At 29.3% G+C, this 25,404-nt stretch carries 33 protein-coding genes; 26 read left to right on the forward strand and 7 right to left on the reverse strand.

Translation table 11 applies throughout. The features are described from left to right. Positions 1–8: 8 nt before the first annotated feature. The 9 genes from IPM32_08505 to trxB all read left to right on the forward strand — a co-directional run bounded on the left by IPM32_08505 (position 9) and on the right by trxB (position 6,736). Positions 9–1,370 (forward strand): PFL family protein, encoded by a 1,362-nt coding sequence (locus tag IPM32_08505; protein ID MBK8945294.1) that lies wholly within the window; start codon positions 9–11, stop codon positions 1,368–1,370. 21 nt (positions 1,371–1,391) lie between these two features. After that, positions 1,392–1,985 carry a LemA family protein gene (locus IPM32_08510; protein MBK8945295.1) on the forward strand — a complete coding sequence of 198 codons (594 nt, stop codon included), beginning with the start codon at positions 1,392–1,394 and terminating at the stop codon, positions 1,983–1,985. Next, entirely contained in the window at positions 1,986–2,723 is a 738-nt protein-coding gene (locus tag IPM32_08515) for a TPM domain-containing protein (protein ID MBK8945296.1), read from the forward strand. 64 nt (positions 2,724–2,787) lie between these two features. After that, positions 2,788–3,126, forward strand: a complete 339-nt coding sequence (locus IPM32_08520) for a DUF309 domain-containing protein (protein MBK8945297.1) — start codon at positions 2,788–2,790, stop codon at positions 3,124–3,126. Between the two features lie 24 nt (positions 3,127–3,150). Continuing rightward, positions 3,151–3,486, forward strand: a complete 336-nt coding sequence (locus IPM32_08525) for a 4Fe-4S dicluster domain-containing protein (GenBank protein ID MBK8945298.1) — start codon at positions 3,151–3,153, stop codon at positions 3,484–3,486. Between the two features lie 84 nt (positions 3,487–3,570). Beyond that, entirely contained in the window at positions 3,571–4,419 is an 849-nt protein-coding gene (locus IPM32_08530) for an MBL fold metallo-hydrolase (protein ID MBK8945299.1), read from the forward strand. After that, the gene (locus IPM32_08535) at positions 4,416–4,754 is read left to right on the forward strand and encodes a nitrite reductase (NAD(P)H) small subunit (GenBank protein MBK8945300.1); all 339 of its coding nucleotides are present in this window, start codon (positions 4,416–4,418) and stop codon (positions 4,752–4,754) included. The genes IPM32_08530 and IPM32_08535 overlap by 4 nt, the downstream gene beginning before the upstream one ends. Positions 4,755–4,798: 44 nt before the next feature. Beyond that, on the forward strand, positions 4,799–5,722 hold the full coding sequence (queG, locus tag IPM32_08540; protein ID MBK8945301.1) for a tRNA epoxyqueuosine(34) reductase QueG: 924 nt from the start codon (positions 4,799–4,801) through the stop codon (positions 5,720–5,722). A gap of 60 nt (positions 5,723–5,782) precedes the next feature. Further along, the gene (trxB, locus tag IPM32_08545) at positions 5,783–6,736 is read left to right on the forward strand and encodes a thioredoxin-disulfide reductase (GenBank protein ID MBK8945302.1); all 954 of its coding nucleotides are present in this window, start codon (positions 5,783–5,785) and stop codon (positions 6,734–6,736) included. Positions 6,737–6,857: 121 nt separating this feature from the next. Here trxB and IPM32_08550 read toward each other — a convergent pair whose 3' ends face one another. Continuing rightward, positions 6,858–7,244 (reverse strand): hypothetical protein, encoded by a 387-nt coding sequence (locus tag IPM32_08550; GenBank protein MBK8945303.1) that lies wholly within the window; start codon positions 7,242–7,244, stop codon positions 6,858–6,860. A 135-nt stretch (positions 7,245–7,379) separates the two neighbouring features. Here IPM32_08550 and IPM32_08555 point away from each other — a divergent pair, with 135 nt between their 5' ends. The 12 genes from IPM32_08555 (at position 7,380) to IPM32_08610 (ending at position 16,245) form a co-directional block, all read left to right on the forward strand. Next, complete coding sequence (locus tag IPM32_08555) at positions 7,380–7,946, forward strand: sigma-70 family RNA polymerase sigma factor (GenBank protein MBK8945304.1); 567 nt, start codon at positions 7,380–7,382, stop codon at positions 7,944–7,946. After that, the gene (locus IPM32_08560; protein MBK8945305.1) at positions 7,943–8,461 is read left to right on the forward strand and encodes a hypothetical protein; all 519 of its coding nucleotides are present in this window, start codon (positions 7,943–7,945) and stop codon (positions 8,459–8,461) included. The genes IPM32_08555 and IPM32_08560 overlap by 4 nt, the downstream gene beginning before the upstream one ends. Positions 8,462–8,653: 192 nt before the next feature. Continuing rightward, the gene (gene era, locus IPM32_08565) at positions 8,654–9,553 is read left to right on the forward strand and encodes a GTPase Era (GenBank protein MBK8945306.1); all 900 of its coding nucleotides are present in this window, start codon (positions 8,654–8,656) and stop codon (positions 9,551–9,553) included. Positions 9,554–9,666: 113 nt separating this feature from the next. Further along, positions 9,667–10,593, forward strand: a complete 927-nt coding sequence (locus IPM32_08570) for a DMT family transporter (GenBank protein ID MBK8945307.1) — start codon at positions 9,667–9,669, stop codon at positions 10,591–10,593. Beyond that, positions 10,574–10,861, forward strand: a complete 288-nt coding sequence (locus IPM32_08575; GenBank protein MBK8945308.1) for an acylphosphatase — start codon at positions 10,574–10,576, stop codon at positions 10,859–10,861. Before IPM32_08570 ends, IPM32_08575 begins: the two co-directional genes overlap by 20 nt. Further along, positions 10,861–11,349 carry a 2-C-methyl-D-erythritol 2,4-cyclodiphosphate synthase gene (locus IPM32_08580; GenBank protein MBK8945309.1) on the forward strand — a complete coding sequence of 163 codons (489 nt, stop codon included), beginning with the start codon at positions 10,861–10,863 and terminating at the stop codon, positions 11,347–11,349. Before IPM32_08575 ends, IPM32_08580 begins: the two co-directional genes overlap by 1 nt. Next, complete coding sequence (locus IPM32_08585) at positions 11,349–11,972, forward strand: DedA family protein (protein ID MBK8945310.1); 624 nt, start codon at positions 11,349–11,351, stop codon at positions 11,970–11,972. Before IPM32_08580 ends, IPM32_08585 begins: the two co-directional genes overlap by 1 nt. Further along, positions 11,953–13,590 (forward strand): apolipoprotein N-acyltransferase, encoded by a 1,638-nt coding sequence (lnt, locus tag IPM32_08590; protein ID MBK8945311.1) that lies wholly within the window; start codon positions 11,953–11,955, stop codon positions 13,588–13,590. The genes IPM32_08585 and lnt overlap by 20 nt, the downstream gene beginning before the upstream one ends. 105 nt (positions 13,591–13,695) lie before the next feature. Further along, entirely contained in the window at positions 13,696–14,724 is a 1,029-nt protein-coding gene (gene ltaE, locus IPM32_08595; protein ID MBK8945312.1) for a low-specificity L-threonine aldolase, read from the forward strand. A 6-nt stretch (positions 14,725–14,730) separates the two neighbouring features. Further along, a complete protein-coding gene (locus IPM32_08600; protein ID MBK8945313.1) occupies positions 14,731–15,183 on the forward strand; it encodes an acyl-CoA thioesterase in 453 nt (150 codons plus the stop codon). A gap of 17 nt (positions 15,184–15,200) precedes the next feature. Next, entirely contained in the window at positions 15,201–15,887 is a 687-nt protein-coding gene (locus IPM32_08605; protein MBK8945314.1) for a ribonuclease H-like domain-containing protein, read from the forward strand. Positions 15,888–15,942: 55 nt separating this feature from the next. Beyond that, positions 15,943–16,245, forward strand: a complete 303-nt coding sequence (locus IPM32_08610; protein MBK8945315.1) for a hypothetical protein — start codon at positions 15,943–15,945, stop codon at positions 16,243–16,245. 135 nt (positions 16,246–16,380) lie between these two features. Here IPM32_08610 and IPM32_08615 read toward each other — a convergent pair whose 3' ends face one another. From IPM32_08615 to IPM32_08625, 3 genes are all read right to left on the reverse strand, one after another. Further along, on the reverse strand, positions 16,381–17,382 hold the full coding sequence (locus IPM32_08615; protein ID MBK8945316.1) for an electron transfer flavoprotein subunit alpha/FixB family protein: 1,002 nt from the start codon (positions 17,380–17,382) through the stop codon (positions 16,381–16,383). A gap of 9 nt (positions 17,383–17,391) precedes the next feature. Further along, on the reverse strand, positions 17,392–18,138 hold the full coding sequence (locus IPM32_08620; GenBank protein ID MBK8945317.1) for an electron transfer flavoprotein subunit beta/FixA family protein: 747 nt from the start codon (positions 18,136–18,138) through the stop codon (positions 17,392–17,394). Positions 18,139–18,248: 110 nt separating this feature from the next. Then, positions 18,249–18,440 (reverse strand): hypothetical protein, encoded by a 192-nt coding sequence (locus IPM32_08625; GenBank protein MBK8945318.1) that lies wholly within the window; start codon positions 18,438–18,440, stop codon positions 18,249–18,251. Positions 18,441–18,722: 282 nt separating this feature from the next. Here IPM32_08625 and IPM32_08630 point away from each other — a divergent pair, with 282 nt between their 5' ends. Together IPM32_08630 and IPM32_08635 are read left to right on the forward strand one after the other, a co-directional pair. Further along, positions 18,723–18,914, forward strand: a complete 192-nt coding sequence (locus IPM32_08630) for a hypothetical protein (GenBank protein MBK8945319.1) — start codon at positions 18,723–18,725, stop codon at positions 18,912–18,914. A 20-nt stretch (positions 18,915–18,934) separates the two neighbouring features. Further along, positions 18,935–19,390 carry an STAS domain-containing protein gene (locus IPM32_08635; protein ID MBK8945320.1) on the forward strand — a complete coding sequence of 152 codons (456 nt, stop codon included), beginning with the start codon at positions 18,935–18,937 and terminating at the stop codon, positions 19,388–19,390. Between the two features lies 1 nt (position 19,391). On the opposite strand, the gene IPM32_08640 is transcribed toward IPM32_08635, so the two are convergent. The 3 genes from IPM32_08640 to IPM32_08650 all read right to left on the reverse strand — a co-directional run bounded on the left by IPM32_08640 (position 19,392) and on the right by IPM32_08650 (position 22,914). After that, positions 19,392–20,318, reverse strand: a complete 927-nt coding sequence (locus IPM32_08640; protein ID MBK8945321.1) for a YihY/virulence factor BrkB family protein — start codon at positions 20,316–20,318, stop codon at positions 19,392–19,394. Next, positions 20,311–22,533 (reverse strand): phosphoribosylformylglycinamidine synthase subunit PurL, encoded by a 2,223-nt coding sequence (gene purL / locus IPM32_08645; protein ID MBK8945322.1) that lies wholly within the window; start codon positions 22,531–22,533, stop codon positions 20,311–20,313. Before purL ends, IPM32_08640 begins: the two co-directional genes overlap by 8 nt. A gap of 99 nt (positions 22,534–22,632) precedes the next feature. Beyond that, a complete protein-coding gene (locus IPM32_08650) occupies positions 22,633–22,914 on the reverse strand; it encodes a hypothetical protein (protein MBK8945323.1) in 282 nt (93 codons plus the stop codon). 399 nt (positions 22,915–23,313) lie between these two features. Here IPM32_08650 and IPM32_08655 point away from each other — a divergent pair, with 399 nt between their 5' ends. The 3 genes from IPM32_08655 (at position 23,314) to IPM32_08665 (ending at position 25,400) form a co-directional block, all read left to right on the forward strand. Then, positions 23,314–23,619 (forward strand): hypothetical protein, encoded by a 306-nt coding sequence (locus IPM32_08655; protein ID MBK8945324.1) that lies wholly within the window; start codon positions 23,314–23,316, stop codon positions 23,617–23,619. A 36-nt stretch (positions 23,620–23,655) separates the two neighbouring features. Further along, on the forward strand, positions 23,656–24,579 hold the full coding sequence (locus IPM32_08660; GenBank protein ID MBK8945325.1) for a peptidoglycan DD-metalloendopeptidase family protein: 924 nt from the start codon (positions 23,656–23,658) through the stop codon (positions 24,577–24,579). A 212-nt stretch (positions 24,580–24,791) separates the two neighbouring features. Next, positions 24,792–25,400, forward strand: coding sequence for a 2Fe-2S iron-sulfur cluster binding domain-containing protein (locus IPM32_08665; protein ID MBK8945326.1), 609 nt, complete (start codon positions 24,792–24,794; stop codon positions 25,398–25,400). Positions 25,401–25,404 lie beyond the last annotated feature (4 nt).

Below are 25,404 nucleotides of genomic sequence, written 5' to 3' on the forward strand. Positions count from 1 at the left end.
ATCAATAAATGCAATACCAATTTGAGGAAATTCTTGAAACAATTAAAATGACGGAAATTGAGCATTTTGATATTCGCACGGTTACTCTTGGCATTAGTCTAAGAGATTGCGCTGATAGAAATCTGGAAATTACTAAAAGAAAAATCTATGATAAAATTTTAAAGTATGGTAAAAATCATGTTAGTTATGCAAATGAAATTGAAAAACAATACGGAGTTAAAGTTGTTAATAAACGTGTTTCAATTACTCCGGCATCAATTCCGTTTGATATGTTTAATGCAAATGAATTTGTTGAAATTGCTCAAGTTTTAGATAAAGCTGCAGCGGAAATTGGAATTGATTATTTAGCGGGATTTTCCGCACTTGTTCAAAAAGGAATGACAAATGGTGAAAGAGAGTTAATAAAATCAATACCGATTGCGCTTTCTGAAACACAAAGAGTTTGTGCAAGTGTTAATGTTGCTTCCACAAAAGCCGGCATTAACATGGATGCAGTTTTAATGATGGCAAATGTAATTAAGCAAACTGCGGAAAATACTAAAGATAGAGATTCTATCGGTTGCGCAAAATTAGTTGTATTTTGCAATGTTCCGGAAGATAATCCGTTTGTTGCCGGAGCTTTCCACGGAGTTAGTGAACCTGAGGTAGTTTTAAATGTTGGAATTAGCGGACCCGGAGTTGTGCTTGATGCAATTAAAAGTGCCGGAAATATTGATCTACAAAAACTTGCTGAAGTAATTAAAAAAACTGTTTTTAAAATTACAAGAGCCGGTGAATTAATAGGAAGAGAAGTTGCAAATAAACATGGAATTCCATTTGGAATTGTTGATATTTCACTTGCCCCAACACCAGCGCCGGGAGATAGTATTGGCGATATTCTTAAAGCAATGGGAGTTGAAGATGTCGGCGCACCCGGAACAACTGCAGCTTTAGCAATGTTGAATGATTCAGTAAAAAAAGCCGGACTTATGGCGAGCTCATCGGTTGGAGGATTAAGTGGAGCATTTATTCCGGTAAGCGAAGATCAAGCAATGATTGATGCAGTTGAAAGAGGAAATTTATCAATAGAAAAATTGGAAGCGATGACGGCAGTTTGCTCTGTTGGATTGGATATGGTTGCAATTCCCGGTGATACACCAGCAACAACAATTGCGGGAATTATTGCAGACGAATGCGCAATTGGAATTATAAATGATAAAACAACTTCGGCAAGATTAATTCCAGCGTATGGAAAAAAAGTTGGTGATTTTATTGATTATGGAGGCTTACTTGGCAAAGCTCCAATTATGAATGTTCGAAATTTATCAAGCCAAAATTTTGTTGGAAGAGGAGGGAGAATTCCCGCGCCAGTAAGAAGTTTAACAAATTAAAGAAATAAATAGGAGAAATAAATGAGTAAAGGAATAGGAATATTAATTGTAGTTGCAGTAATTGTTATTGGTGCAATTATGTGGGGAATGGGAATTTATAATAACTTAGTTGGTTTGGATGAAGGTGTTTCACAAAGTTGGAGTCAAGTTGAAAATCAATATCAACGAAGAGCTGATTTAATTCCCAATTTGGTTAATACTGTAAAAGGCGTAGCAAACTTTGAAAAAGAAACTTATACAGCTGTTACCGAAGCCAGAGCAAAAGTTAATCAAATAAATATGACTCCGGAAATGTTAAGCGATCCGAATGCATTTGCGCAATTTCAAAGTGCGCAAGACGGCTTAAGCAGCGCATTATCAAGATTACTTGTTACTGTTGAAAATTATCCTCAACTAAAAGCGAATGAGAATTTTTCCCAACTCCAAGCCCAACTTGAAGGAACCGAAAATAGAATTTCTGTTGAACGAAAAAAATTTAATGAAGTTGTACAAAATTATAATACAACAGTTAGAAGATTTCCAGCAAGTTTGATCGCCGGTTTTACCGGATTTACTCAAAAACAATATTTTAAAGCTGTTGCCGGTTCTGAGCAAGCACCAAAAGTTGAGTTTTAGTTGAGTACAAAAAAACTAAAATATTTTCTGTTTTTTATTTTCGCAATAAAAATACTTGCACAGCCGGAAATACCAACATTTTCAAACTATGCTGTTGATTACACAAAAACTTTATCTAATGATCAAATAAATTATCTAGATAATGGATTGAAAACTTTTGATGATTCTACATCAAACCAAATTGTGTTTTTTATGAACAAATCTTTGGATGGCTATCCGATTGAAATGTTTACGAATGAAGTTGCTGAAAAAAATGGAATTGGAACTAAAGAAAATAATAATGGAATATTATTTTACGTTGCAAAAGATGATAGGAAAATGCGAATTGAAGTTGGGTATGGTTTAGAAGGAGCATTACCGGATGCGTTGGCGAGTTCGATAATTAGAAATGAAGTTGCTCCATATTATAAAAATGAATTGTATTATGAAGGAACTGTTGCTGGATTAAATGCAATAATGTCTGCAACGAAAGGTGAGTATCAAGGAAATCCCACTAACCAAGAATCTCAGAAATTTCCTTTTGGACTTATAATAATTATAATTTTTCTTATAATTTTTTTTCTTTCAAGAAAAGGAGGAAAAGGCGGTCCAGGTGGATTTATATATTATGGCGGTGGTTTAGGCGGAAGTTCAAGAAGCGGCGGATTTGGCGGTTTTAGCAGCGGAGGAGGAAGTTTTGGTGGATTTAGCGGAGGTGGTGGTTCTTTTGGCGGCGGAGGTGCGAGCGGAAGTTGGTAAAAAAGATAAATAATACTAATTTATCTTGAATTTAGATATATGATTTCTTATTATTGGATACGTTATGATTGATATTTCTGAAGGTGTTCTTTTATTTAATGATTGTGATTTCTTTTCTGCACATGATTTTTTCGAAGAAATATGGTTTAATTCCAACCAAAACGAAAGAGAATTTTTTCAAGGATTGGTTCAAATTTCGGTTGGGGCTTATCATCTTATTTGTGGAAATCTAAAAGGTGCACAAAGTCAATTAACTAAAGGTAAAAATAAATTAAAAAAATTTTCATCATCATTTTATAAAATAAATAACCTTAAATTAATTGAAGAAATTTCGATTCTTTTAACAAACTTGGATCAAGAAAATATAATAAACAAGATTCCAAAAATTGAATTAACTACTTAACAAAACATTATTAGGAGATTAGTTATGGCAATAATGATAACTGACGAATGCATAAATTGTGGCGCATGCGAACCGGAGTGTCCGAATACTGCAATTTATGAAGGTGGAAATGAATGGACATTAGCTGGAAATACTTATGGTGAAGGTGATACAGCTCCATCCGGTGCAGAAGGATTCTTCTCATCAGATTATTTTTATATAGTACCAGATAAATGTACGGAGTGCAAAGGATTCCATGATGAACCGCAATGTGCTGCTGTTTGTCCTGTTGATTGCTGTGTTCCAGATCCAAATCGTGTTGAATCCGAAGAAGAATTATTGGCAAGAAAAGCACATTTAGATGAAGTAGAAGGAAGATAATTTTTTAATAAAATTAGTAAGAAACCGTATAAGAATTTTCTTGTACGGTTTTTTTATTTTTAAATTAAATTTATTTTGTAAGCTATGGAAATTGGAAAATACAAATTATCAATTTTAGAAACCGGGACTTTTGCTTTAGATGGTGGAGCAATGTTTGGAATAATTCCTAAACCTCTTTGGGAAAAGTCAATTATTCCCGATGAAAAAAATAGAATTAAATTAGGCTTGAGATGTTTACTTCTTGAATCCGAATCAAAAATAATTTTAGTTGATACGGGAATGGGAAATCTTTGGGATGAAAAGTCTATTTCAATATATAATTTAAACAATAATGAAAATGATTTACTAAAATCTCTTAATTCAAAAAACATTCTTGCCGATCAGATAACTGATGTAATTTTAACACATCTCCATTTTGATCATACCGGTGGCTCAACAAAAATTGAAAATGATAAATTAATTCCAACATTCCCGAATGCAAAATATCATGTTCAGAAAAAGCATTTTGATTGGGCGCAAAATCCAACTGAAAGAGATAAAGGAAGTTTCATCCCTAAATTTTACCTGCCTTTGTATGAAAATGGAGTTTTGAATTTTACAAACGGAGATGATTTTTTTGATGATGAAATTCAATTTTTAACAATTAACGGACATACAATCGCTCAGCAAATGGTGAAGATTTCGGATTCTACAAACACATTTTTATTTTGCGGCGATTTACTTCCAACAATGTATCATATTCCAATTCCTTACATAATGGGTTATGATATTCAACCTTTAGAAACAGTAAAAGAAAAAAAGAAATTTTTGCAATTAGCTGTTGAAGAAAACTGGAAACTAATTTTTGAACATGATTCTCAAAATGTATGTGCAACAATAATGAAAACTGAAAAAGGTTTTATATTCAAAGAAAGTTTTAAAGATTTAATATGAATGAATTATCTGATGAATTTACATTTGCTTGCTTTGTTTCTGAACTTAAAGAAAAAGTTGGGAAAAGATTATATATAAATAATGTTGATGTTGCAATATTCAAAGTAAATGAAAAAATTTATGCTGTAAGTAATATTTGTCCGCATCAACATACTGCACAAATTTATGAAGGATTTGTGGAAAATGAATGCGTGTATTGTCCATTACACGGATGGATGTTTAATCTTGAAACGGGAAATTTATTTGGTGGTAGCAAAGGTTTAGATGTTTATGAAACAAAAATAATTGATGATAAAATTTTTGTAAAAGCAGTTGATAAAAAGTGGAATTGGTAGATTTAGATATTTGATATTAAATAAATTCAGCATGACACAAGGAAATGTTTAAACAAAAAATCATAGCAAAAGCTAAACAACTCGGATTTGATCTTATCGGATTTTCAAAATATCACACGCTGGAACAAGAAATTAAAAATTTAGAAAAATGGCTTTCTAAAAATTATCAAGCTGGTATGAATTACATGGAAAAAAATCTTGATAAAAAGAAAGATGTAAAATTAATTTTGGAAAACTGCAAAAGTGTAATTTCTTTGGGAATGAATTATTTTGTAAAAGATAATTTTAGTGAAATAAATAATTCCGGAAAAGTTTCTCGCTATGCTTGGGGAAAAGATTATCATTTAATTATTTTGGAAAAGTTGGATGAACTAATTGAGTTTGCTAAAATTGAAAATCCAAATTTTGAAGCAAAAAGTTATGTTGATACTGGTCCGGTAATGGATAAAGCATGGGCAGTAAAATCCGGAATTGGTTGGCAAGGGAAAAACAGTAATATTATTAATACAGAAATTGGAAGCTGGTTTTTTATTGCTACAATTTTAACAAATTATAATTTTGAAGAATATGATAACCGGATAAGTGATTTTTGCGGAACTTGTACGGCTTGCATAAAAGCATGTCCTACAAATGCAATTGTTGAAGATTATATTATTGATTCAAAAAAATGTATTTCATATTTAACAATAGAAAATAAAAGCGAGATTTCTAATGAGTTTATTGGAAAATTTGATAATTGGATTTTCGGCTGCGATATTTGCCAAGAAGTATGTCCTTGGAATATTAAATTTGCAGAATCTACAAATCAAACAGAATTTTTAGAAATTAAAAATAAAAATTTATCATTTGAAGAGATTGAAAAGATGGAAGATTCTGATTTTAAAAATAAGTTTTGTGAAAGTCCCATTTTACGAAGTAAGCTAAAAGGTCTAAGACGAAATTCTGAATTTTTGCAAAAATTAAAGTGAAACTAAAAAAGGAAAATTGTATCTAACTTTGAAAAATTAAAAGAAATTTGGAGAATTATAATGTCAGGAAATCATCATAAAATTGTAATAATTGGTTCTGGTCCAGCCGGATTAACCGCTGCAATTTATGCTGCAAGAGCAAATATGAATCCCGTAATCTATGAAGGAATGCAGCCGGGCGGACAATTAACAATTACCACAGAAGTTGAAAATTATCCCGGTTTTGAAAATGGAATTCAAGGGCCTGAGTTGATGGATGTAATGAGAAAGCAAGCATGCAAATTTGGCGCAAAATGTGAATTCAAAGAAATTACAGAAGTTGATTTTTCGCAAAGACCGTTTAAGTTAAAAGCTGAAGATAAAGAAATTACTGCGGATGCAGTAATTATATCTACCGGAGCGAGCGCAAAATTATTGGGAACCGAAAGTGAGAAAAACTATATGGGTTATGGCGTTTCTGCATGTGCAACTTGCGATGGATTTTTCTACAGAGGTTTAAAGGTAATTGTTGTGGGCGGCGGCGATACTGCGATGGAAGAAGCAAATTATTTAACAAATTTTGCTTCAGAAGTTTTAATTGTGCATAGAAGAGATGAATTTAGAGCATCTCAAATTATGATTGATAGAGCAAAGAAAAATCCCAAAATAAAATTTGCTTTGAATCAAACAATTAAAGAAGTTCTTGGCGATGTAAACATGATGGGACATAAAAAAGTAACCGGCGCAATTTTGGAAAATACAAAAGACGGAAGCTCTGAAGAAGTAAAAGTTGACGGAATTTTTATCGCAATTGGACATCAACCCAATACAAAAATATTTAACGGAAAATTGGAAATGGATGAAACCGGATATTTAAAAGTTAAAGCTGGTTCTACTTATACAAATATTGAAGGAGTTTTTGCTGCTGGAGATGTTGCCGATAAAACTTACCGTCAAGCAATTACCGCAGCGGGAACGGGTTGTATGGCAGCTTTAGATGCACAACGCTGGCTTGAAGAAAAAGAATTAGTTTAAATATTCAATTTTAAAAAGATGCGGTCTTCTGAAAAGATCGCATCTTTGTTTTTGCTATTAAAAATTTTGTCAAAAATCTATAATATTTCAATATTAAAAATCTACAAACCGGCACGAAATTTTAGCTCAATTTTTCACTTTTTTCATCTTCTTTTTCAAATTTTCTTGAAATAAAAAATGCAGCCACAAAACCAACTCCGGTTAAAGTAATTATAGAAAGTGGAATTAAACCATGATTTAAATGTGCATCTTCTGCCATTACACCCAATCCAATTCCTAATCCGGCTCCAACAATTATAATACCTAACTTCAACCAAACATATGGATTCTTTTTTGATTTAAATAATTCTGCAATTTGTTCAGGTGTCAAACCTTTTTCAATCATCATTTGTCTTTCTTTTGATCGAAAATAATAGTATGTAACAATTACTAAGCCAATTATAAGTACAACTAAAATTCCACTTAATGGACCCATAATTTCTTCAGCTAACATTGCTTGTTCTGACATTTATTTATCTCCTAATTTTACTTTATGAATTTTTCCTTCAATTATTTTGACTAAAATGTAATACCGAAAGGTTACAAATTATTGATAATTATTTTTATGTAACCTTTATAAAAAATTTCAGTCTAAATTAGTGAGATGAAAAAGCTAACTGATAAAGAAATAATAGATTCTGTTTTAAAAGGAAATGCAAATGATTATTCACTACTAATTGATCGTTATAAACACAAAGCTTTTTCATTATTAGTTAATATGCTCAAAAACAAAATGGATGCTGAAGAAGCTTTGCAAGATGCATTCATCAAAACTTATAATTCATTAAATACTTTTCGAAGTGAATCTCAATTCTCAACTTGGTTTTATAAAATTGTATTTAATACCGGATTAACAATTTTATCTGCACAAAAAAGAAAAATTGAAATGCAGATGAACTCAATTGATGATTTTGATTTTTTAAAGGATGAAGACACGGAAATTTACTCCATTTCTGAAACAAAGAAACAATATCTGCTTAAAATGGTTGATAAATTGCCAATCCGAAATTCATTGGTTCTTATTCTATATTATATGGATAATCTTTCCATAAATGAAATTAGTGAAGTAATGGGTTTAACTTTGGTAAATATTAAAGTACTTTTACATAGATCAAGAAATTTGCTTAAAGACTTGCTAATTAAGCATAATTATCAAGAGGAATTATTATGAAAAATTATGATGAATTAATAAATAAATTTTTGGATAATGAAATTGAATCAACAGAGTTAAATGAATTTGATAATTTAGTTAAAACCGATTCTAATTTTAAAATGAATTTTGTTACACACAAATTTGTTCATGAAAATTTATATGATATACCAATTCAAATTGCGCCGGAAAATATAACAGAAAGTATAATGAGTAAAATTTTTAATTCAATTAGCGTTAAGTATAAAAAGAGTTATTTTTTCAGAGGAATTGTTTCTCTATTTATTTTAATGTTGATAACAAGTCTATTTCTATTTTTCTTTTATGCGTTAAATATTCCTTTTGTACAAAATTCACTTTCAAATGTTAAAGAATCAAAGAATTTTATTCAGCCTTTTTTTACTATTTTGAATAAAGTTTTAACAAGCGAATTATTTAAAACAATCTCGGCATCAATTGGATTTATTATTTTACTTAGTTTTTATTTTTCTCTAAACTCATTCAAAGATTTTAAAAATAGAATGAAACAATTTTAGATGATTATTTTTTCTCCTATAATAAATTAGTTTGTCATTCCCGAACGTTTTAATCGGGAATCAAAATACTTAATTAAAAGATCCGATCTTTGAAAAAGATCTGATCTTTAAATAATTCCACATCCACATTTCTTATTTAAAAAAATCCCAAATCATTTTTAATTATCTTTACAAATAATTTTTTATAAAACTATGAAAATAAGATCCGGATTTGTAACAATAATCGGCAAACCAAATGTTGGTAAATCAACTTTGATGAATAAATTAATCGGAGAAGATTTATCAATAATTACAAGTAAGCCGCAGACTACGCGTAAAAGAATTTTAGGAATTTTGGATACAAAAGAATTTCAAATTGTTTTTTTAGATACTCCCGGAATTTTAGAGCCAAAATATTTACTTCAAGAAAAATTACTGGATTACGTTGATCATTCGGTTCAAGATGCCGATATTCTTGTGTTTCTATTGGATGCGCAAAATATAGATGTTGAAATTAAATCTTTCGAAAAAGAAAGTATTAAAAAATTTATTTCAAATAAGAAGCAGAAAAAAATTCTTGCAATAAACAAAATTGATTTATCAAATGAAGAAAAAGTAAAAAATTCAATTTTATATTTTGAGAATGAAAAATTGTTTGAAAATATAATTCCAATTTCTGCTATTGAGAATTACAATATTGGTTCATTGCTTTCAAAAATTGTGGAATATTTACCGGAACATCCAAAATATTTTCCGGAAGATCAATTAACGGATGAACCAGAAAAATTTTTTGTCGCCGAAAAAATAAGAGAAAAAGTTTTTGAATTATACAAGGATGAGATTCCATATTCGGTTGAAGTAGTAATAGATCAATTTTTAGAAAGAGAAAACCGAAAAGATTTTATTTCTGCTTCAATAATTGTTGAACGTGATTCCCAAAAACCGATTATTCTTGGCAAAAAAGGAACATCGATTAAAAAATTGGGTGAACTTTCCAGAAAATCTATTGAAGAATTTTTAATGCGAGAAGTTTTTTTGGAATTGTTTGTTAAGGTAAAACCAAATTGGCGAAAGGATGAAAACATGTTAAAGAATTTTGGTTATAGTAATTAAATAATCAATGGAACGCAGATAATTATGATCATTATGATTTATTATATGATTTATTATGATCTTAAAAAATCATAATGATCTTAAAAATCAACGTTCTATTTTTTTTATGAAATATGATATTACAAAAAAAATACAAATCTGAAGCAATTCTACTTTTAATAACATTACTTTGGGGAGCAACTTTTGTAATTGTCAAAGAATCATTGAATGATATTTCTTCAATGGCATTTATTGCATTACGTTTTTTAATTGCCGGGATTTTTTTGCTTCCGTTTATAATTAAAAAAAAATTTACAAAGCAAAATTTTAATGCGGGAATTTTATTAGGTATTTTGTTGTTCATCGGTTTTGCAGTTCAGACTATTGGATTAAAATATACATCGGCAACAAAATCCGGATTTTTTACTGGAACAACTGTAATTATGATTCCAATTCTTCAAACAATTATTGAAAAAAGAATTCCAACAAAAGGAGTAATTCTCGGTTCTATTCTGGTGATGATAGGAATTGCATTTTTATCGAGCGGTGGAAATTCAATCTTTAGTTTATTTAATGATATTGCAACTAATTTTAATCTGGGCGATGGATTAACTTTGGTATGCGCTTTCTTTTTCGCAATTTATATTATCTATTTAGATATTGAAACAACCAAACATGAATTTTGGGTTTTACTTTTTTTGCAGATTATTACGACTGCAATTTTGGCAATTTTATTTTCCTTCATTTTTTCCGGAATTAATTTAGAACACTTTAAAATTGATTTAACAAATAATTTAATTGGCGGAATTTTATATACATCAATTTTTGCAACATTAATTACAACGGCGCTTCAAACAAAATATCAGAAAGATGTAACTCCGGCTAAAGCGGGAATTATTTTTTCATTTGAGCCAATATTTGCAGCAATTTTTGCATTCTTTATATTAGGAGAAAAAATAACTAATTTTGGATACTTCGGTGCAGCGTTGATTATGCTGGGTTTGTTTATTTCTGAATTGTATGAAAATATATTTATAAAAAATGGAAAACCAAAAAATTAGAGCGGAAATAATTGTTTCCGGTTTGGTGCAAGGAGTTGGTTTTAGATATTTTGTTTTGCAAAAAGCTTTGGAATTAAAATTAGTCGGCTACACAAAAAATCAATATGATGGTACAGTTTTAACGGTTGCGGAAGGTGAAAAATATCAAATTGAAGAATTATTTAATCATTTAAAAATTGGACCAATGCATGCCGATGTTAGAGATATAAAAATTTCTTGGAAAAGTTTTGTTGGAGAATTTTCAGCTTTCGAAATAAGGAGATATTAATGAATTTTAGAACCGGTTTCGGTTATGATGTACATGCATTTTCGGGAAATAGAAAATTATTTTTAGGCGGAATTGAAATCCCTTCTGAAAAAGGTTTGCTCGGTCACTCAGATGCAGATGTTTTACTTCATGCAATTTGCGATGCTTTGTTGGGATCTTTAGCGCTTGGAGATATTGGTCAACATTTTCCGGATACAGATCAATCTTATAAAAATATAGACAGCAAAATATTATTAAAAAAAGTTAGTGAACTAATTAAAAATAAAGGTTATAAAATTTCAAATATTGATTCAACAATTGTGATGGAAAAACCTAAACTGAAAGATTATATGTTTGCAATCAGAAAAAGTATTGCGGAAATATTAAATCTAAATGTTGATCAAATTTCAGTGAAAGCAACTACATCGGAAAAATTGGGTTTTGTTGGTGAAGAAAAAGGTGCGCAAGCATATTCTACTGTTCTCGTATTTCAAGATTTAGGTGATTAATGTTAGAAGAAATTATTGCTTACATCAGCACTTTAGAAACAAGTTGGATTTATATTATACTTTTCTTTTTTGCATTTATAGAAAATGTTTTTCCGCCATCTCCAAGCGATGTTGTGGTTGTTGTTGGGGCTTCTTTAATTTCGTCAACTTCAGTTGGGTTTTTTCCAATTTTATTAATTACAAGTATTGGAAGCGCATTAGGATTTATTCTTATGTATTACCTCGGATATTTTTTAAGCGAAAAAGTTTTACGCTCGGGAAAGCTTAAGTTTATAAGTCAAGATGCACTTCACAAAACTGATGAATGGTTTACCAAATACGGTTACAAAATTATTTTGGCAAATAGATTTTTGCCCGGCACAAGATCTGTAATTAGTTTTTTTTCCGGAGTTCACGAACTAAATGTTTATAAAACATTTTTCTATTCTTTAATAAGCGCACTACTTTGGAACTTTCTAATTATTTATTTGGGGATGACTTTAGGAAATAATATTCAGCAAATAGATTATTATCTTCAAACTTATTCAAACATTGGATTGGGAATTACAGTACTTGTAGTAATTTATTTTACGATAAAATATTTTCTCAAAAAAAGAAAGAACAATGCTGAAAAAGATATTTAGATCATATAAATCCCGTGAACAAAAAAAAGAAAATAGAAAGGAATTATTATTCGGTTTAATTTCCGGAATTTTATTAGCATTATCATTTCCGCCAATTCCGATGACTTATTTAATATTTTCAGCATTAATTCCTTACTTAATTGTAATTGAAAAAAGGAATACGCTTGCGGAGATTAATAGATTTACATATTTCACAATATTTTTCTTTAACATATTTACTCTTTATTGGGTTGGAAGCTGGACAAAAGACGCGGATCCATTCTTAATGCTTTCCGGATCAATATTAATGTTTTTTAATCCAATTGTATTTTTAATCCCTTCTACACTTTACTACTTTGCGAAAAAATATTTAAATAAAAATATCGCATTATTTCTTCTTCCATGGTTTTGGCTTTTTTATGAATATATTTATTCTATAACTGACTTTAAATTTCCGTGGCTTTCTTTAAGTAATGCACTTCCGTATTTAACATCATACGTTCAAATTGTTGATATTATTGGCTCTTATGGACTAACAGTATTAATAATTTACACAAATATTTTTGCGTATAAACTTTTTCAAAATTATAATGAAAACAAAAAGTGCAAATTTAATTATGCAATTTTATTCATACTGATTTTAATTATTCCAATTATTTACGGAATGATTAAAATTAATAATTATAAAAAAAGTACTAAAAAAGTTAAAGTTGGATTAGTTCAACCAAATTTAAATCCAAATAAAAAATGGGAAGTAGGAAATTTAAACGAGCAAATTAATTTGTATTTGGAATTATCGAATGAAGCAATTAAAAAAAATGCAGAATTAATTATTTGGCCGGAAACTGCTTTACCTGTTTATTTATTATTAGATAGTTATAAAAACGAAACTCTGAAAATCCAAAATTTTGTTGATTCAAATAAAATTTCAATTTTGACCGGAATGCCGCACGCAAATTTTTTCACGGATTCTTTATCAGCACCCGAAGATGCAAAACCGATGAAGAACAGTAAATATTTTTATACTAGTTATAACTCTATTTTATTTTTTTCACCAAATAAAAAAGTTGAACAATACGGAAAAATTAAACTTGTTCCTTTTGGAGAAAAAGTTCCTCTTGTTGATATTTTCCCAGTTCTTGGAAAATGGATTAAATGGAATGTTGGGATTTCAAGTTGGAATACTGGCACCGACACTGTAGTTTTTTCCACAAAAAATAATTTTTCTAATTATAAAGTTGGCGGTGTTATTTGTATTGAAGCAATTTATCCGGATTTTATTTCTGCGTTTGTTGATAAAGGTGCTGAATTTATTAGTGTAGTTACAAATGATAGTTGGTACGGAAATTCAAGCGGACCATATCAGCACAAAGAAATTCATGTTTTAAGAGCTGTTGAAAATAGAAGATCACTTGTTAGAGCTGCAAATGGTGGAATAAGTTGTATTATAAATCCATTAGGTGAAACATTATCAGATACGAAAATGTTTACTAAAACTATTTTAGTAGGCGATGTTGAATTAAGAAGTGATAAAACTTTTTTCACCGAACATCCATTGTTGCTGCCATATATTAGTATTGTGATTACATTTTTCGTAATTATATCTACTATTATCGGTAAGTTTTTTAATAAAAAATAAATTTAAATCGTCATTCCCGCGAAAGCGGGAATCTAGAAAATAATAATTTTGATTCCCGATTAAAGCATCCGGGAATGACAAGTTTAATTAAATTAAAGAGAGTTTATGAACAAAATAATTGATTTAAGAAGTGATACAGTTACTCGTCCATCCCAAGGAATGAGAAAAGCAATGTATGATGCAGAAGTAGGCGATGATGTATTTAAGGAAGATCCAACATTAAATAAGCTTCAAGCAATGATTGCCGAATTACTCGGCAAAGAATCAGCATTGTTTGTACCAAGCGGCGTTATGGGAAATCAGATTTGTTTGAATGTTCATTCAAATCCGGGTGATGAAGTAATTTGTGAAGCAGATGCACATATATTCCAGTATGAATCCGGTTCACCGGCAGTGTTAAGTGGAATTCAACTTTATCCAATTAAAGCAGATCGTGGAATTCTTAATCCGGAATTAGTAGAACCATTAATTCGACCAACAAGCGCATACTACATGCCAAGAACAAAAATTATTGAAGTAGAAAATACACACAACAGAGCCGGCGGAACAATTTATAAATTAGAGGAAATTGAAAAGCTTCAAACTCTTGTGAGAAAACATAATTTAAAATTTCATTTGGATGGAGCAAGATTGTGGAATGCTTCAGTCGCAACCGGCATAAAAGTTTCCGAGTATGCAAAATATTTTGATTCAGTTTCAGTTTGTTTATCAAAGGGTTTAGGAACTCCGGTTGGTTCTGTAATTGCCGGAACAAAAGATTTTATAAATGAAGCTTTCCGAGTAAGGAAAGCATTTGGGGGAGGAATGCGCCAAGCCGGAGTATTAGCTGCTGCTGGAATTTATGCAATTCAAAATAATATTGAACGACTTTCAGAAGATCATGAAAAAACAAAAATGCTTGCAAATTATTTAGTTAAAACTGGAAAGTTTGAATTAATAAATAAAGAAGTTGAAACAAATATTATTATATTTAAACCATTACAAAAAAGTGTTGAAGAATCTTTATCAATTTGCAAAGAAAATGGATTGCTTTTTTCGGTTGGACAAATTGGAACTTTACGAGCCGTAACTCATATGGATGTTAGTTTTGAAGATATAAATAAAGTTTGCGAAATTATTGAAAAAGTTTTTTAATAAAATATGGAAATAGAAAATTTCAAACATAAAATTACTGAAGTTGTAAAATTTCATGAAGTTGATATAATGGGAGTATGCAACAATGCAGTTTACTTCAATTATTTTGAAGATGCACGAATTAAATATCTTCAAGATTTAAAGAAGAATTATAATCTCAAAGTTATTTTAGAAAATAATTTATTTTTCATAATGGCTCATAATGAATGTGATTATATTCTTCCGGCAAAATTGGATGATGAGTTAGAAATTTTAACTAAAATTATTGAAATCAGAAATTCAAGTTTTAAATTTGAACATTTAATAATAAACAAAAATAATTCGCAAATTATTGCAAAGGGAAATGGAATTCTTGTTCATATAAATTTGCAAACAAAAAAGTCTGTTCCATTACCGGATGAATTTTATAATGCTGTAAACGATTTTGAAAAGGGGGTAGAAATTAATAAAAATCCTTAACTTTTTTTGAGGTAAAAATGGGAATTGTAATTGATATTGAAACCGTTGGATTTGAGTTGGAAAATTTGGCGGAAAGTCAGCAAGAATTTCTACTCAGATATGCGGAAAAAGAATCTGATCAAATTATAAGAGAAAATAAAAAAGAAGAAGTAGAAAGATTTTTAAGTCTTTATCCTTACACTGCAAAAATAATTTCAATTGGAATGTTGAACACAGAAACAAACGGAATTTTTGTTTTGTACGATGACAATTCCGAAGAAGAAATTATTATTGAAGAAAAAGGAATTAAGTACAAATCCATAAATGAAAAAGAACTTTTAAAATTATTTTGGAATTATTTATCCAAAACCGATAAAGTAATTACATTTAACGGAAGAAATTTTGATATACCCTTTTTAATGCTTCGCTCCGCAATGCTTGAAGTAAAACCTACTATAAATTTAATTCATAACAGATACAACATAACAAAACACATTGATTTGCTTGATCAATTTACATTTTACGGAATTACAAGAAAATTTAATTTGGATTTTTATTGCCACGCATTTGGAATAAAATCACCCAAATCTAAGGGAATTACCGGAATGGAAATTAAGGAATTATACAAAGCCGGAAAAATTAAAGACATTGCAATTTACTGTGGTGAAGATGTAAAAGCAACTTATGAATTATATAAGATTTGGGAAGATTATTTGAATATTTAGAAAAACTTGTTAAATAATTTTTAAATATGTTTTTACAAAATTGATTAAAGCATAAATGAAAAATTTCAGTTGCCCGAATTGTAAAAGTCCAATATCTATTAAAGAAATATTTCGTTTTAGAAAAAATCATCAAACAAATTGTAATAATTGTAAAACAATTCTGAAACCAAAAAATATTAAATCATGGAATTGGGGTTTTGGTATTGGTTTGTTATCTGTTGTAATTCCCGCAACAATTATTTTACATTTTTATGATAACTTTTTAATTGCAGCAATAATAAGCATTTGTTCTGCAGTAATTGCAATATCGTTAGTTGCATTGTATACTTATTTATCGGTTGAATTTGAAAAAGAATGAATTAATTTTGATAATAACAGTGGTTGAGGTTTTTAGAAGAGTTTGTTTATAAATCAAAAAATAGCAACAGGAATTTCATCAAAAAAATATATCATATAATAAGAATCTTAATTTATTGAATTATAAAATATTTTCTCAAAGATGCCATCTTCTAAAAGATGGCATCTTTTTAAATTTATTACTTTTTAGTTCTGCAATTAAAGCCGGAACTACTTCAAAAACATCTCCGGCAATTCCATAATCCGCAATTTGAAAAATTGGAGCATCTGCATCTTTGTTAATTGCAACAATACATTTTGATGATCGCATTCCGGCTAAATGTTGAATTGCTCCGGAAATTCCCAATGCAATATATAAATTTGGCGAAACTGTTTTTCCTGTTTGTCCTACTTGTTCTGCATGAGGTCGCCAACCAGCATCTACAACAGCGCGGGAAGCTCCGACAGCAGCTCCTAAAACTTCTGCTAAATCTTCAACCAGTTTAAAATTTGCAGCTTCTTTCATTCCTCTTCCGCCGGAAACAATTATTGATGCTTCTGCAACATCTAACTTTCCTTCAGCTTTTTTAACTTCAACTACTTTTGTTGAAAAATCCGGTGAAGAAATTCCTTTGACAATTATTTCTGAATTATTTTCAGTTGGTTCTCCCGGATTAAATACATTTGGTCTAATTGTAAAAACTTTTTTCTCTGAATTTATTTTAATATCAACTAATGCTTTTCCAGCGTAAATTGGTCTTGTTGCAATAATATTATTTTCGGATGTTTCAATTTTAATAACATCAACTGCAATTCCAGCATCCAATCTTGCAGCAATCCGCGGTGCTAAATCTTTTCCGAGTGAAGTATTTCCAAATAAAATTATATTAGCATTAATTTCATTTATAAATTCAGTTAAAGATTTTGAAAATGCTGAAGGTGAATATTTGGTAAATTCTGAATTTTTAAGAAGAGTAATTTTCTTAATTCCGTAGTTTCCAATTTTATTTAAATCAGAAATTTCTCCGCCATTAATTACAGCTTCAACTTCACAATTTAATTTTTGAGAAAGCTCAAATCCGGCTTTTGAAATTTCATTAGAAATTTTCTTTATAACATTATATCTTTGTTCAAGAACTACTAAAATTTTATTTGCCATATAATTCTCCTAAATTACTTTAGCTTCTTCTTTCAATAAACGAACTAATTCCGGAACAGCAGTTGAGTCATTTCCAAGAATTTTACCAGCTTGTTTACCAAGTGGTTTACTCATTTGTACAATTTCTAATTTATTATCAAAACTTGTTGCATTTTTTTCTTCAATTACTTTTTTCTTTGCTGCCATAATTCCTTTTAAAGAAGCATAACGCGGTTCGTTCAAACCTTTTTGACAAGTAATAATTGCCGGCGTTGAAGTTTCAATTACTTCTTTTCCACCTTCAATTTCACGTTCAGCAACAATTTTATTTTCATTAATATCAAATTTTACAACAACACTTACACAATTATATCCTAAAATTTCTGCAGTTAATTGTCCGGTTATTGAATTATCAAAATCAACAGATTGTTTACCCATAAAAACTAAATCTGCATTTTGAAATTTTATTTCATCTGCTAGGGCTTTAGATAAACTTAAAGAATCACGCATTCCGTTATCTTTTAGCAAAATTCCATTATCTGCACCCATTGCTAATGCTTTTCGAATACTTTCTTTATTTGAATCGTCACCAAGACTAATTACAACAACTTCTCCACCAAATTTTTCTTTGGTCTTTAAAGCTTCTTCGATTGCAAATTCATCATAGGGATTAAGAATGTAAGTTACATCGGTTGGATCGATTGATTTGGCATCACTGCCAATTTTAATTTTTGTAGCTGTATCTGGAACATGACTTATGCAGACAGCAATCTTCATTGTACCTCCTATTTATACCGAAATATTTTTAAAAATAGTATAAATTTTGATACAAATAAAGTTTTTAAGTCATGAAAAATTTAAAATATTTTTTTTATGGATTTCAGCAATTATGAAAAATATACAACTACAATTGATAACATTAAAATATGTAGAACCAATAAACTGCTGATAAATATTTTTTTTCTGTTTTGTTTTTTTTCATGAAGTTTATCTTCCTCAAAAACTCTTTTGCTGAAGAAATCTCCCATTGAAGGATTCCACTCTGGATGAGACATTGGATTTTGTATATATTGTGACACTAAAACCTCCTTTTTTAAACATATTAAAAATTTAATTAATACACAATTGAATTAATTTTCTTTTAAATTTCCTTGTTTTGATGTTTCAAAGTAATAGAAGTAAATTCCGTAGTTTGTGATTCATCTCACACGTTTTAATTCAACTTTCGCGAAAAAATGCCGATTATTTTTCTAAAGTTTATTACAATTTAAGAGAAATTGATATTTCTGTATTTTGTTATAAATCACTGATTTACAAACTCAATTTCTGCTTATTGCGGATAAAAATTGAGGTAAATTAAAATGAGTCTAATTGTTAAAGGAAATTCTGGTGAATTTTTTATTAAAAATGAATCCAGCATATTAGAAGTAAAAATTGATGAAACCGGAAATCAAACCGGAGAAAGTAAAGTTCATGTAATAACAGATTCTATAGAAAATCAAGAAGATAGAATTTTGGTAATACAAAAATTAAGAGAATTTAGAAAAAATTAACTAAATTTAGGGAAACGGTAATGTTAAATCTTCAAGAAAAAAAAGAAAATAATTCAATTGATCAATTTCAAAATAGATTAAAAAACAGATTTATAATTGAAGGTAGCTCTTTGTTAGGAAATAAAGTAGAATTCTCTAATTTTTTTGAAAAAGATTCTAAGTCTTCTTCAGAATTTACAATTATTAAAATTTTATTTGAGCGCGCAACCTTAAGAGAGGCTTCAAGTTTCAAATCATTTTTAGATAAAACTGTTGCTGAAGATAATAAAAGTATAATTGTTGATTTGAATGAGTGCGAGTTTGTAGATTCTTCGTTTTTCGGAGTTTTAGTTGCTGGTGTTAAAAGAACAAAAGCAATGGGCAAAAAGTTTTATTTAATTTATAATAATCAAAATAGATTACCAATCTTTTCAGCTACTGGTTTAGATAAAGTCTTTAAAGTATTTAACTCAATTAGTGAAGCAGAAAAAGCATAAGTTAGAGAATGTGTTTTTCCCCCGAATCCATTCTTTCAATGTATAACTGCGCAATTTCTGCTCCAATTAAAAATAATATTGAAGCATAAAAAAGCCAAAACAGTAATACAATTACAAGTAAAAATGCTTGGTAAAATTGATTTGTCTGAAGAAAATTTACCACATAATATCCAAAAGTAAATCTTGCAAATTCCCATAAAATTGTTGCCCAAAGTGCACCGATAAATACGGCTTTTTTATTCAATTTTGAATAAGGAATAATTGTGTAAAATAGAAAGAATAAAAATAATACAACAATTATTGAAGTTAAGGAATAAATTGAATGAATAATTTTATCGACTTTAAAATTTACAAGAATATCCAAATTTTCCGTTGCGGTAATAAATAAATTTATTGAAGGTAATACAAATGTGGAAATTAAAATCATAAGAATAACTAAAATTACCATTCCAAAATCTCTAAGTAAACCAAAAATAATTCCTTTCTCTTTATCGTAACCAAAAATTTCATTAAGGATTGTTCTCATACTGCTGAAAATCCATGTGGAAGTAAAAAATAAACCAATTAATCCCAAAACAAATGCAGTTGTGCTGTATTGATAAACTTCCGGAACTCTTTTTAAAATTGCAATTTTCGTAAATTCAGCGTATTCTGGATAAGGAATCATTGTTATAATTATTTTAGAAAGATTTTCTTCAATTGTTAGCGGATCAACAATTTTTCCCAAAATTGCAAAAAGTAAAAGTAATATTGGAATAGTAGATAAAATTAATGAAAATGCAATTCCGCCGCCGGCAAGAAAAATATGATGTTCGTCAATTCTCTTTAATAAACCAATTATATAATGATTGAAAAATCCTAAAATTTCTCTGTAACGATTAAAAGAAAAAAAATTTCCAATTAATCTTAAAAATTTGAATTTACTCATTCATCAATCTTGGAATTGATTCAAAATATAAATCAACAAGTTTTTCTAAAGAAATATTAATATTTGAATTTACAACAAAATCTTTTTCGGTTGTAATTCCCAAAGATTCAAAATGCAGTTTTGATTCTTTCACAATTTCCAAAAATTTATTTTCAAAATTTGGATTTACGGAGACAATAATTCTGCTTTGTGATTCCGAAAAAAGTGTAAAATCTTCTCTATTTTTAATTGGGATTTTAACTTCTGCCCCAATCAATTTTGGATTATTTATTATGCAGCATTCAGCCAAAGCGGAAATTATTCCGCCATCGGAAACATCATGTGCGGAATTTATTATTTTTTTATCAATTAATTCCAAAACTGTTTTATGAAGATTTTTTTCACTTTCTAAATTTATATTTGGAGAATTTCCTTTAACAATTCCATGAATTACGCTTAAAAATTCGCTTCCACCAATTTCTTCAAAATCTTCGCCAAGAACATAAATTTTATCTCCAGAATTTTTAAAGTATGATGTCATAATTTTATCAACATCATTTATCAATCCAATCATTCCAATTACGGGAGTTGGATAAACAGTTGTTTCCGGACTTTCATTATAAAAACTTACATTTCCGCCAGTTACGGGAGTATCAAAAAATCTGCAAGCTTCACCCATTCCATCTATTGATTCTTTGAAAGTCCAATAAATTTCGGGATCATAAGGATTTCCAAAATTTAGACAATTTGTAATTGCCAAGGGATTACCACCAGAACATACAATATTTCGAGCAGATTCGGCAACCGCAATTTTTGCTCCATTTTTAGGATTTAAATAAACATATTTTCCATTGCAATCCGTTTGCATTGCAATTGCTTTTTTTGTGTCTTTAATTCTAATTACGGCAGAATCGCATCCCGGACCAACAACAGTATTTGTTCTAACCATATAATCATATTGCTGATAAACCCATTTTTTAGATGCAATATTAGGCGATGAAAAGACTTTTATAAAAGTTTCCTGCAGATTTTCGGGTTTGGGCAAATTTGTTAAATCGTAATTTTGAACTTCGTCAATATATTTTGGTTTTTTGGTTTCTCTATAATAAACCGGAACTCCGCCGCCCAAAGCTAATTCAAACGGAGGAATATTTGCTTTTTTTTCACTGTGATAAGAAACATCTAATTTTTCTTCATCGGTAACAACACCAATAATTTCACAGTTCAAATCCCATTTATCGAATATTTTTTTCACTTCATCTTCGCAGCCTTTTTTTGCAACAACCAGCATTCTTTCTTGACTTTCAGAAAGCATAATTTCGTAAGCCGTCATAGTTTTTTCACGAAGCGGAACTTTGTTCAAATCTATAATCATTCCGGATTTTCCTTTTTCGCTCATTTCTGAAGTTGAGCAAGAAATTCCGGCTGCGCCCATATCTTGAATTCCAACAACCAAATTCTTTTTTATTATTTCTAAAGTTGCTTCAAGAAGTAATTTTTCAGTAAATGGATCGCCGACTTGTACCGACGGTCTTTTAGCTTCGGATTTTTCACTAATTTCTTCTGAAGCAAAAGTCGCGCCATGTATTCCGTCTCTTCCCGTTGCGGAACCCACAATCATCACCGGATTATTTTCGCCTTTTGCAACTGCCGAAACAGTTTTATGAGTATCAACAATTCCAACAGCCATTGCATTTACTAATGGATTTCCTTGATAAACTTCATCAAAATAAACTTCGCCGCCAACTGTAGGAACTCCGAAACAATTTCCGTAATCTGCAATTCCTTTTACAACTCCTTCAAACAAAAATTTGGTTCTGGGATTTGTAAGTTTTCCAAATCTTAAAGAATTTAGAGCTGCAATTGGTCGCGCTCCCATAGTAAAAATATCACGTAAAATTCCACCAACTCCAGTTGCTGCTCCTTGATAAGGTTCAACTGCAGAAGGATGATTGTGACTTTCTATTTTAAATGCAATTGCTTGTCCATCACCGATATCTACAAGTCCGGCATTTTCTTCTCCAGCTCCAACGAGCAATTTTTTTCCGCTTCTCGGCAAAGTTTTAAGCAATGCAATTGAATTTTTGTAACTGCAATGTTCGCTCCACATTACACTAAAAATTCCCAATTCCGTATAATTAGGAGTTCTTCCTAATTTTTCGCAAATTTTCTTAAATTCTTCTTCGGTTAAGCCATGTTCTTTGGCTAGTTCAAAAGTTACTTTTGGTTCGTTCATAATGTGATTTTTTAGATTTGATTAGAATTAAAGTGTAAAGATAAATTTTTTTTCACTTAGATGAAGAAAAAACAAATCTGCTGGAAAAAGTAAAATTGCTTAAGATTTAAAGTGATGTGATAATTCGATAAATGAAATTACAATAAATGCCCAGAAAGAAAAAATTAAATCATTCCCGGAAATTTCAAAATTTATATTGGTTTTTGAAGTAACTGCTAAGATTTTAAAAATTTCTATAAATGTTAAAACAATGCTAAACGCAAAAATTCCGCTTTTTAATGAAGAAAAAATCTTATTTTCGATGGAAATTGAAGATTCACTGTTTTTTACATTTTCAGATTTTACTTCAATTGGTTTCGTATTTATTTCTTTGTTTGTCATAGTTTTTCTTTTTTTTGTCTCAAAAAATTGTAGCTTCTTAAAACATGGAAGTTTATAAATGAAACATATTTTTGATTCAAATCTATTGAAATAATAAAATGTTGAAATGATAGAAATCACACTTTAACAATTGTTATTTATTAAATTGGCCAACTTCAAAACACAGCAAGAAAAATTGCTAAAAGATCAAAATTTATTAATCGTAAAATATTATAAAACAATATGTTAGCGGTATTTAACTTAGAATGTAAATTAATTTTGCCAAGGTTTAGAAATATTATTCAAAATTTGGTTTATAAAAATGAGTTAAAACACAAATTTTAGCTAAGTTTTTTCAAAATGTGATTCTTGGCATAAATAATGAATTATTCTTAAATACTTCAAAAAAAAGAGTGAAAAATGTATTTAGTAGAGTTAGATAAAACTTCAAAAGATTTATCAAAATTTGATAATATACAATTAGTTTGCTCATATTTTTTCTTGAGAAAAACTTATACTTACCTCTATAAAGAAAATTTGCGAAAATTGGATAAAAAGGAAAAACGTGCAATTATTTACGATTTAAACTTATTTCAAAATATTAAGAATAAAATCTACTATTTAAGAAATTGCAGTCCGCAAAAATGGCTTGAAGAATCTGAAGTTTATAGCAAATTAGTAAGCGAAATTGAGAAAAGAAAATTACCAATCAATCAATCAATTTAAAGTTTGTTAACAGAAAAATCAAAATCGTAAATTAAAATGAAAAACAAAAAATTTTACTACTATTCACCGGAAAATCAAAAACTGGTGCAAGTAGAAAAAATATATTTCAAAACAGTTTTAATATTTTTGATTGTAATAATTTCTACAGCAATTTTAACTTTTTTTGTAAGCAGTAAAATTCTTCTAAACAATTCAATTGACATTTCATACTTTAAAATTCATGCCGATAACAATGTTTTAGAAAATGAAATGGAAATTCTTGAGAAAAAATTTGAGGAATTGAATAAAAAAATAATTTCGTTAAATAATGAAAAAAATACATTACGATTGGCTGTAAATCTTCCGGTAAATGAAAATGAAAAGTTTGGAATAGGTGGTTCTGAATTTGAAAGTTTTTTTCCAGTTTCGATTAACAAAAAGAATAAAATTAAATCTATTTACGATTTTGTTAAAAATGTAGAAACCGGAATAAAACTTGAAAAGGAAAATTTCTCGGAAATAAAAACTAAACTGAACGAAAACCAAGAATTATTTAATCATATTCCGGCAATTAGTCCGGTAAATTCACAAATAGGAGATAGATTTGGGGTGAGATTTCATCCAATACTTAAACAAAAAAGAATGCATAACGGATTGGATTTTCTATCAAATATTGGCGAAAAAGTTTTTGCTCCCGGAGATGGAAAAATTACATTTATAGGTGAAGTAAATGGTTACGGAAAAGTTTTAAAAATTCATCACGGATTTGGTTACGAAACAGTTTATGGACATTTATCAAGTTTCAAAGTTAAGAAAGGACAAAAAATTTCTCGTGGTGAACTAATTGCATTAACTGGTGATTCCGGAAGTTTATCAACAGGTCCACATTTGCATTATGAAGTTCGCCACAATGGAATTTCACTTAATCCAAGAAATTTTATTTTTGAAAAAACAAATTTGTTTGATGAAATAAAATTTTAGAAAAAACTCCTCACAAAAATAATTAATAATTTACATAACAAAATTAATTTTAGATTTCTCGCACTCATTTTACATCTTCGCGTTTAATAATTATGATATATGAAGACTATTAATTCTTAGAAAACTCACACCAAAATTAAATTTAATTTTATTGCAACTTTCATCTCACATTTTTAACTTGCTTATAACATTTCAAGATGCAAAGAGGTTGTATGAAAAAATCGGATAAACCTATAAACCCATCACGCAGAAATTTCTTAAAAGGTGTTAGCTCCGGAATTGTAGGAGCCTATGCAATAACACCAAATTTAAAAATTGAAAATCTGCCAAAAGAAATTTCAGATTCAATTGAAGGAAAAGTAAAATTAACTTTAAAAGTGAATGGAGAAAAAATATCAAAAAGTGTAAAACCCAATACCACATTAGCTGATTTTATAAGAGAAGAATTAAAATTAACCGGTACTAAAATTGTCTGTAATCAAGGCGAATGCGGAAGCTGTACAGTATTGATGAACGGAGAAGCAGTTTATTCCTGCCATCTTTTGGCATTGGATGCAGATGGATCAGAAATTATTACGGTTGAAGGTTTATTAAATAATGATGAGTTAAATTCTGTGCAAAAGTCTTTTATAGATAATGATGGATTGCAATGCGGATTTTGTACTCCGGGACAAATAATTTCTGCATATGCTTTATTGAAAAATAATCCAAATCCAACTGATGAAGAAATTAAAAATGGGATGTCCGGTAATGTGTGTAGATGCGGAGCTTATCCCAAAATTTTTGATTCGGTGAAAGATGCAATAAATAAGAAAATTTGATATG

The organism is Ignavibacteriota bacterium (genome assembly GCA_016716225.1).
GTDB lineage: Bacteria > Bacteroidota > Ignavibacteria > Ignavibacteriales > Melioribacteraceae.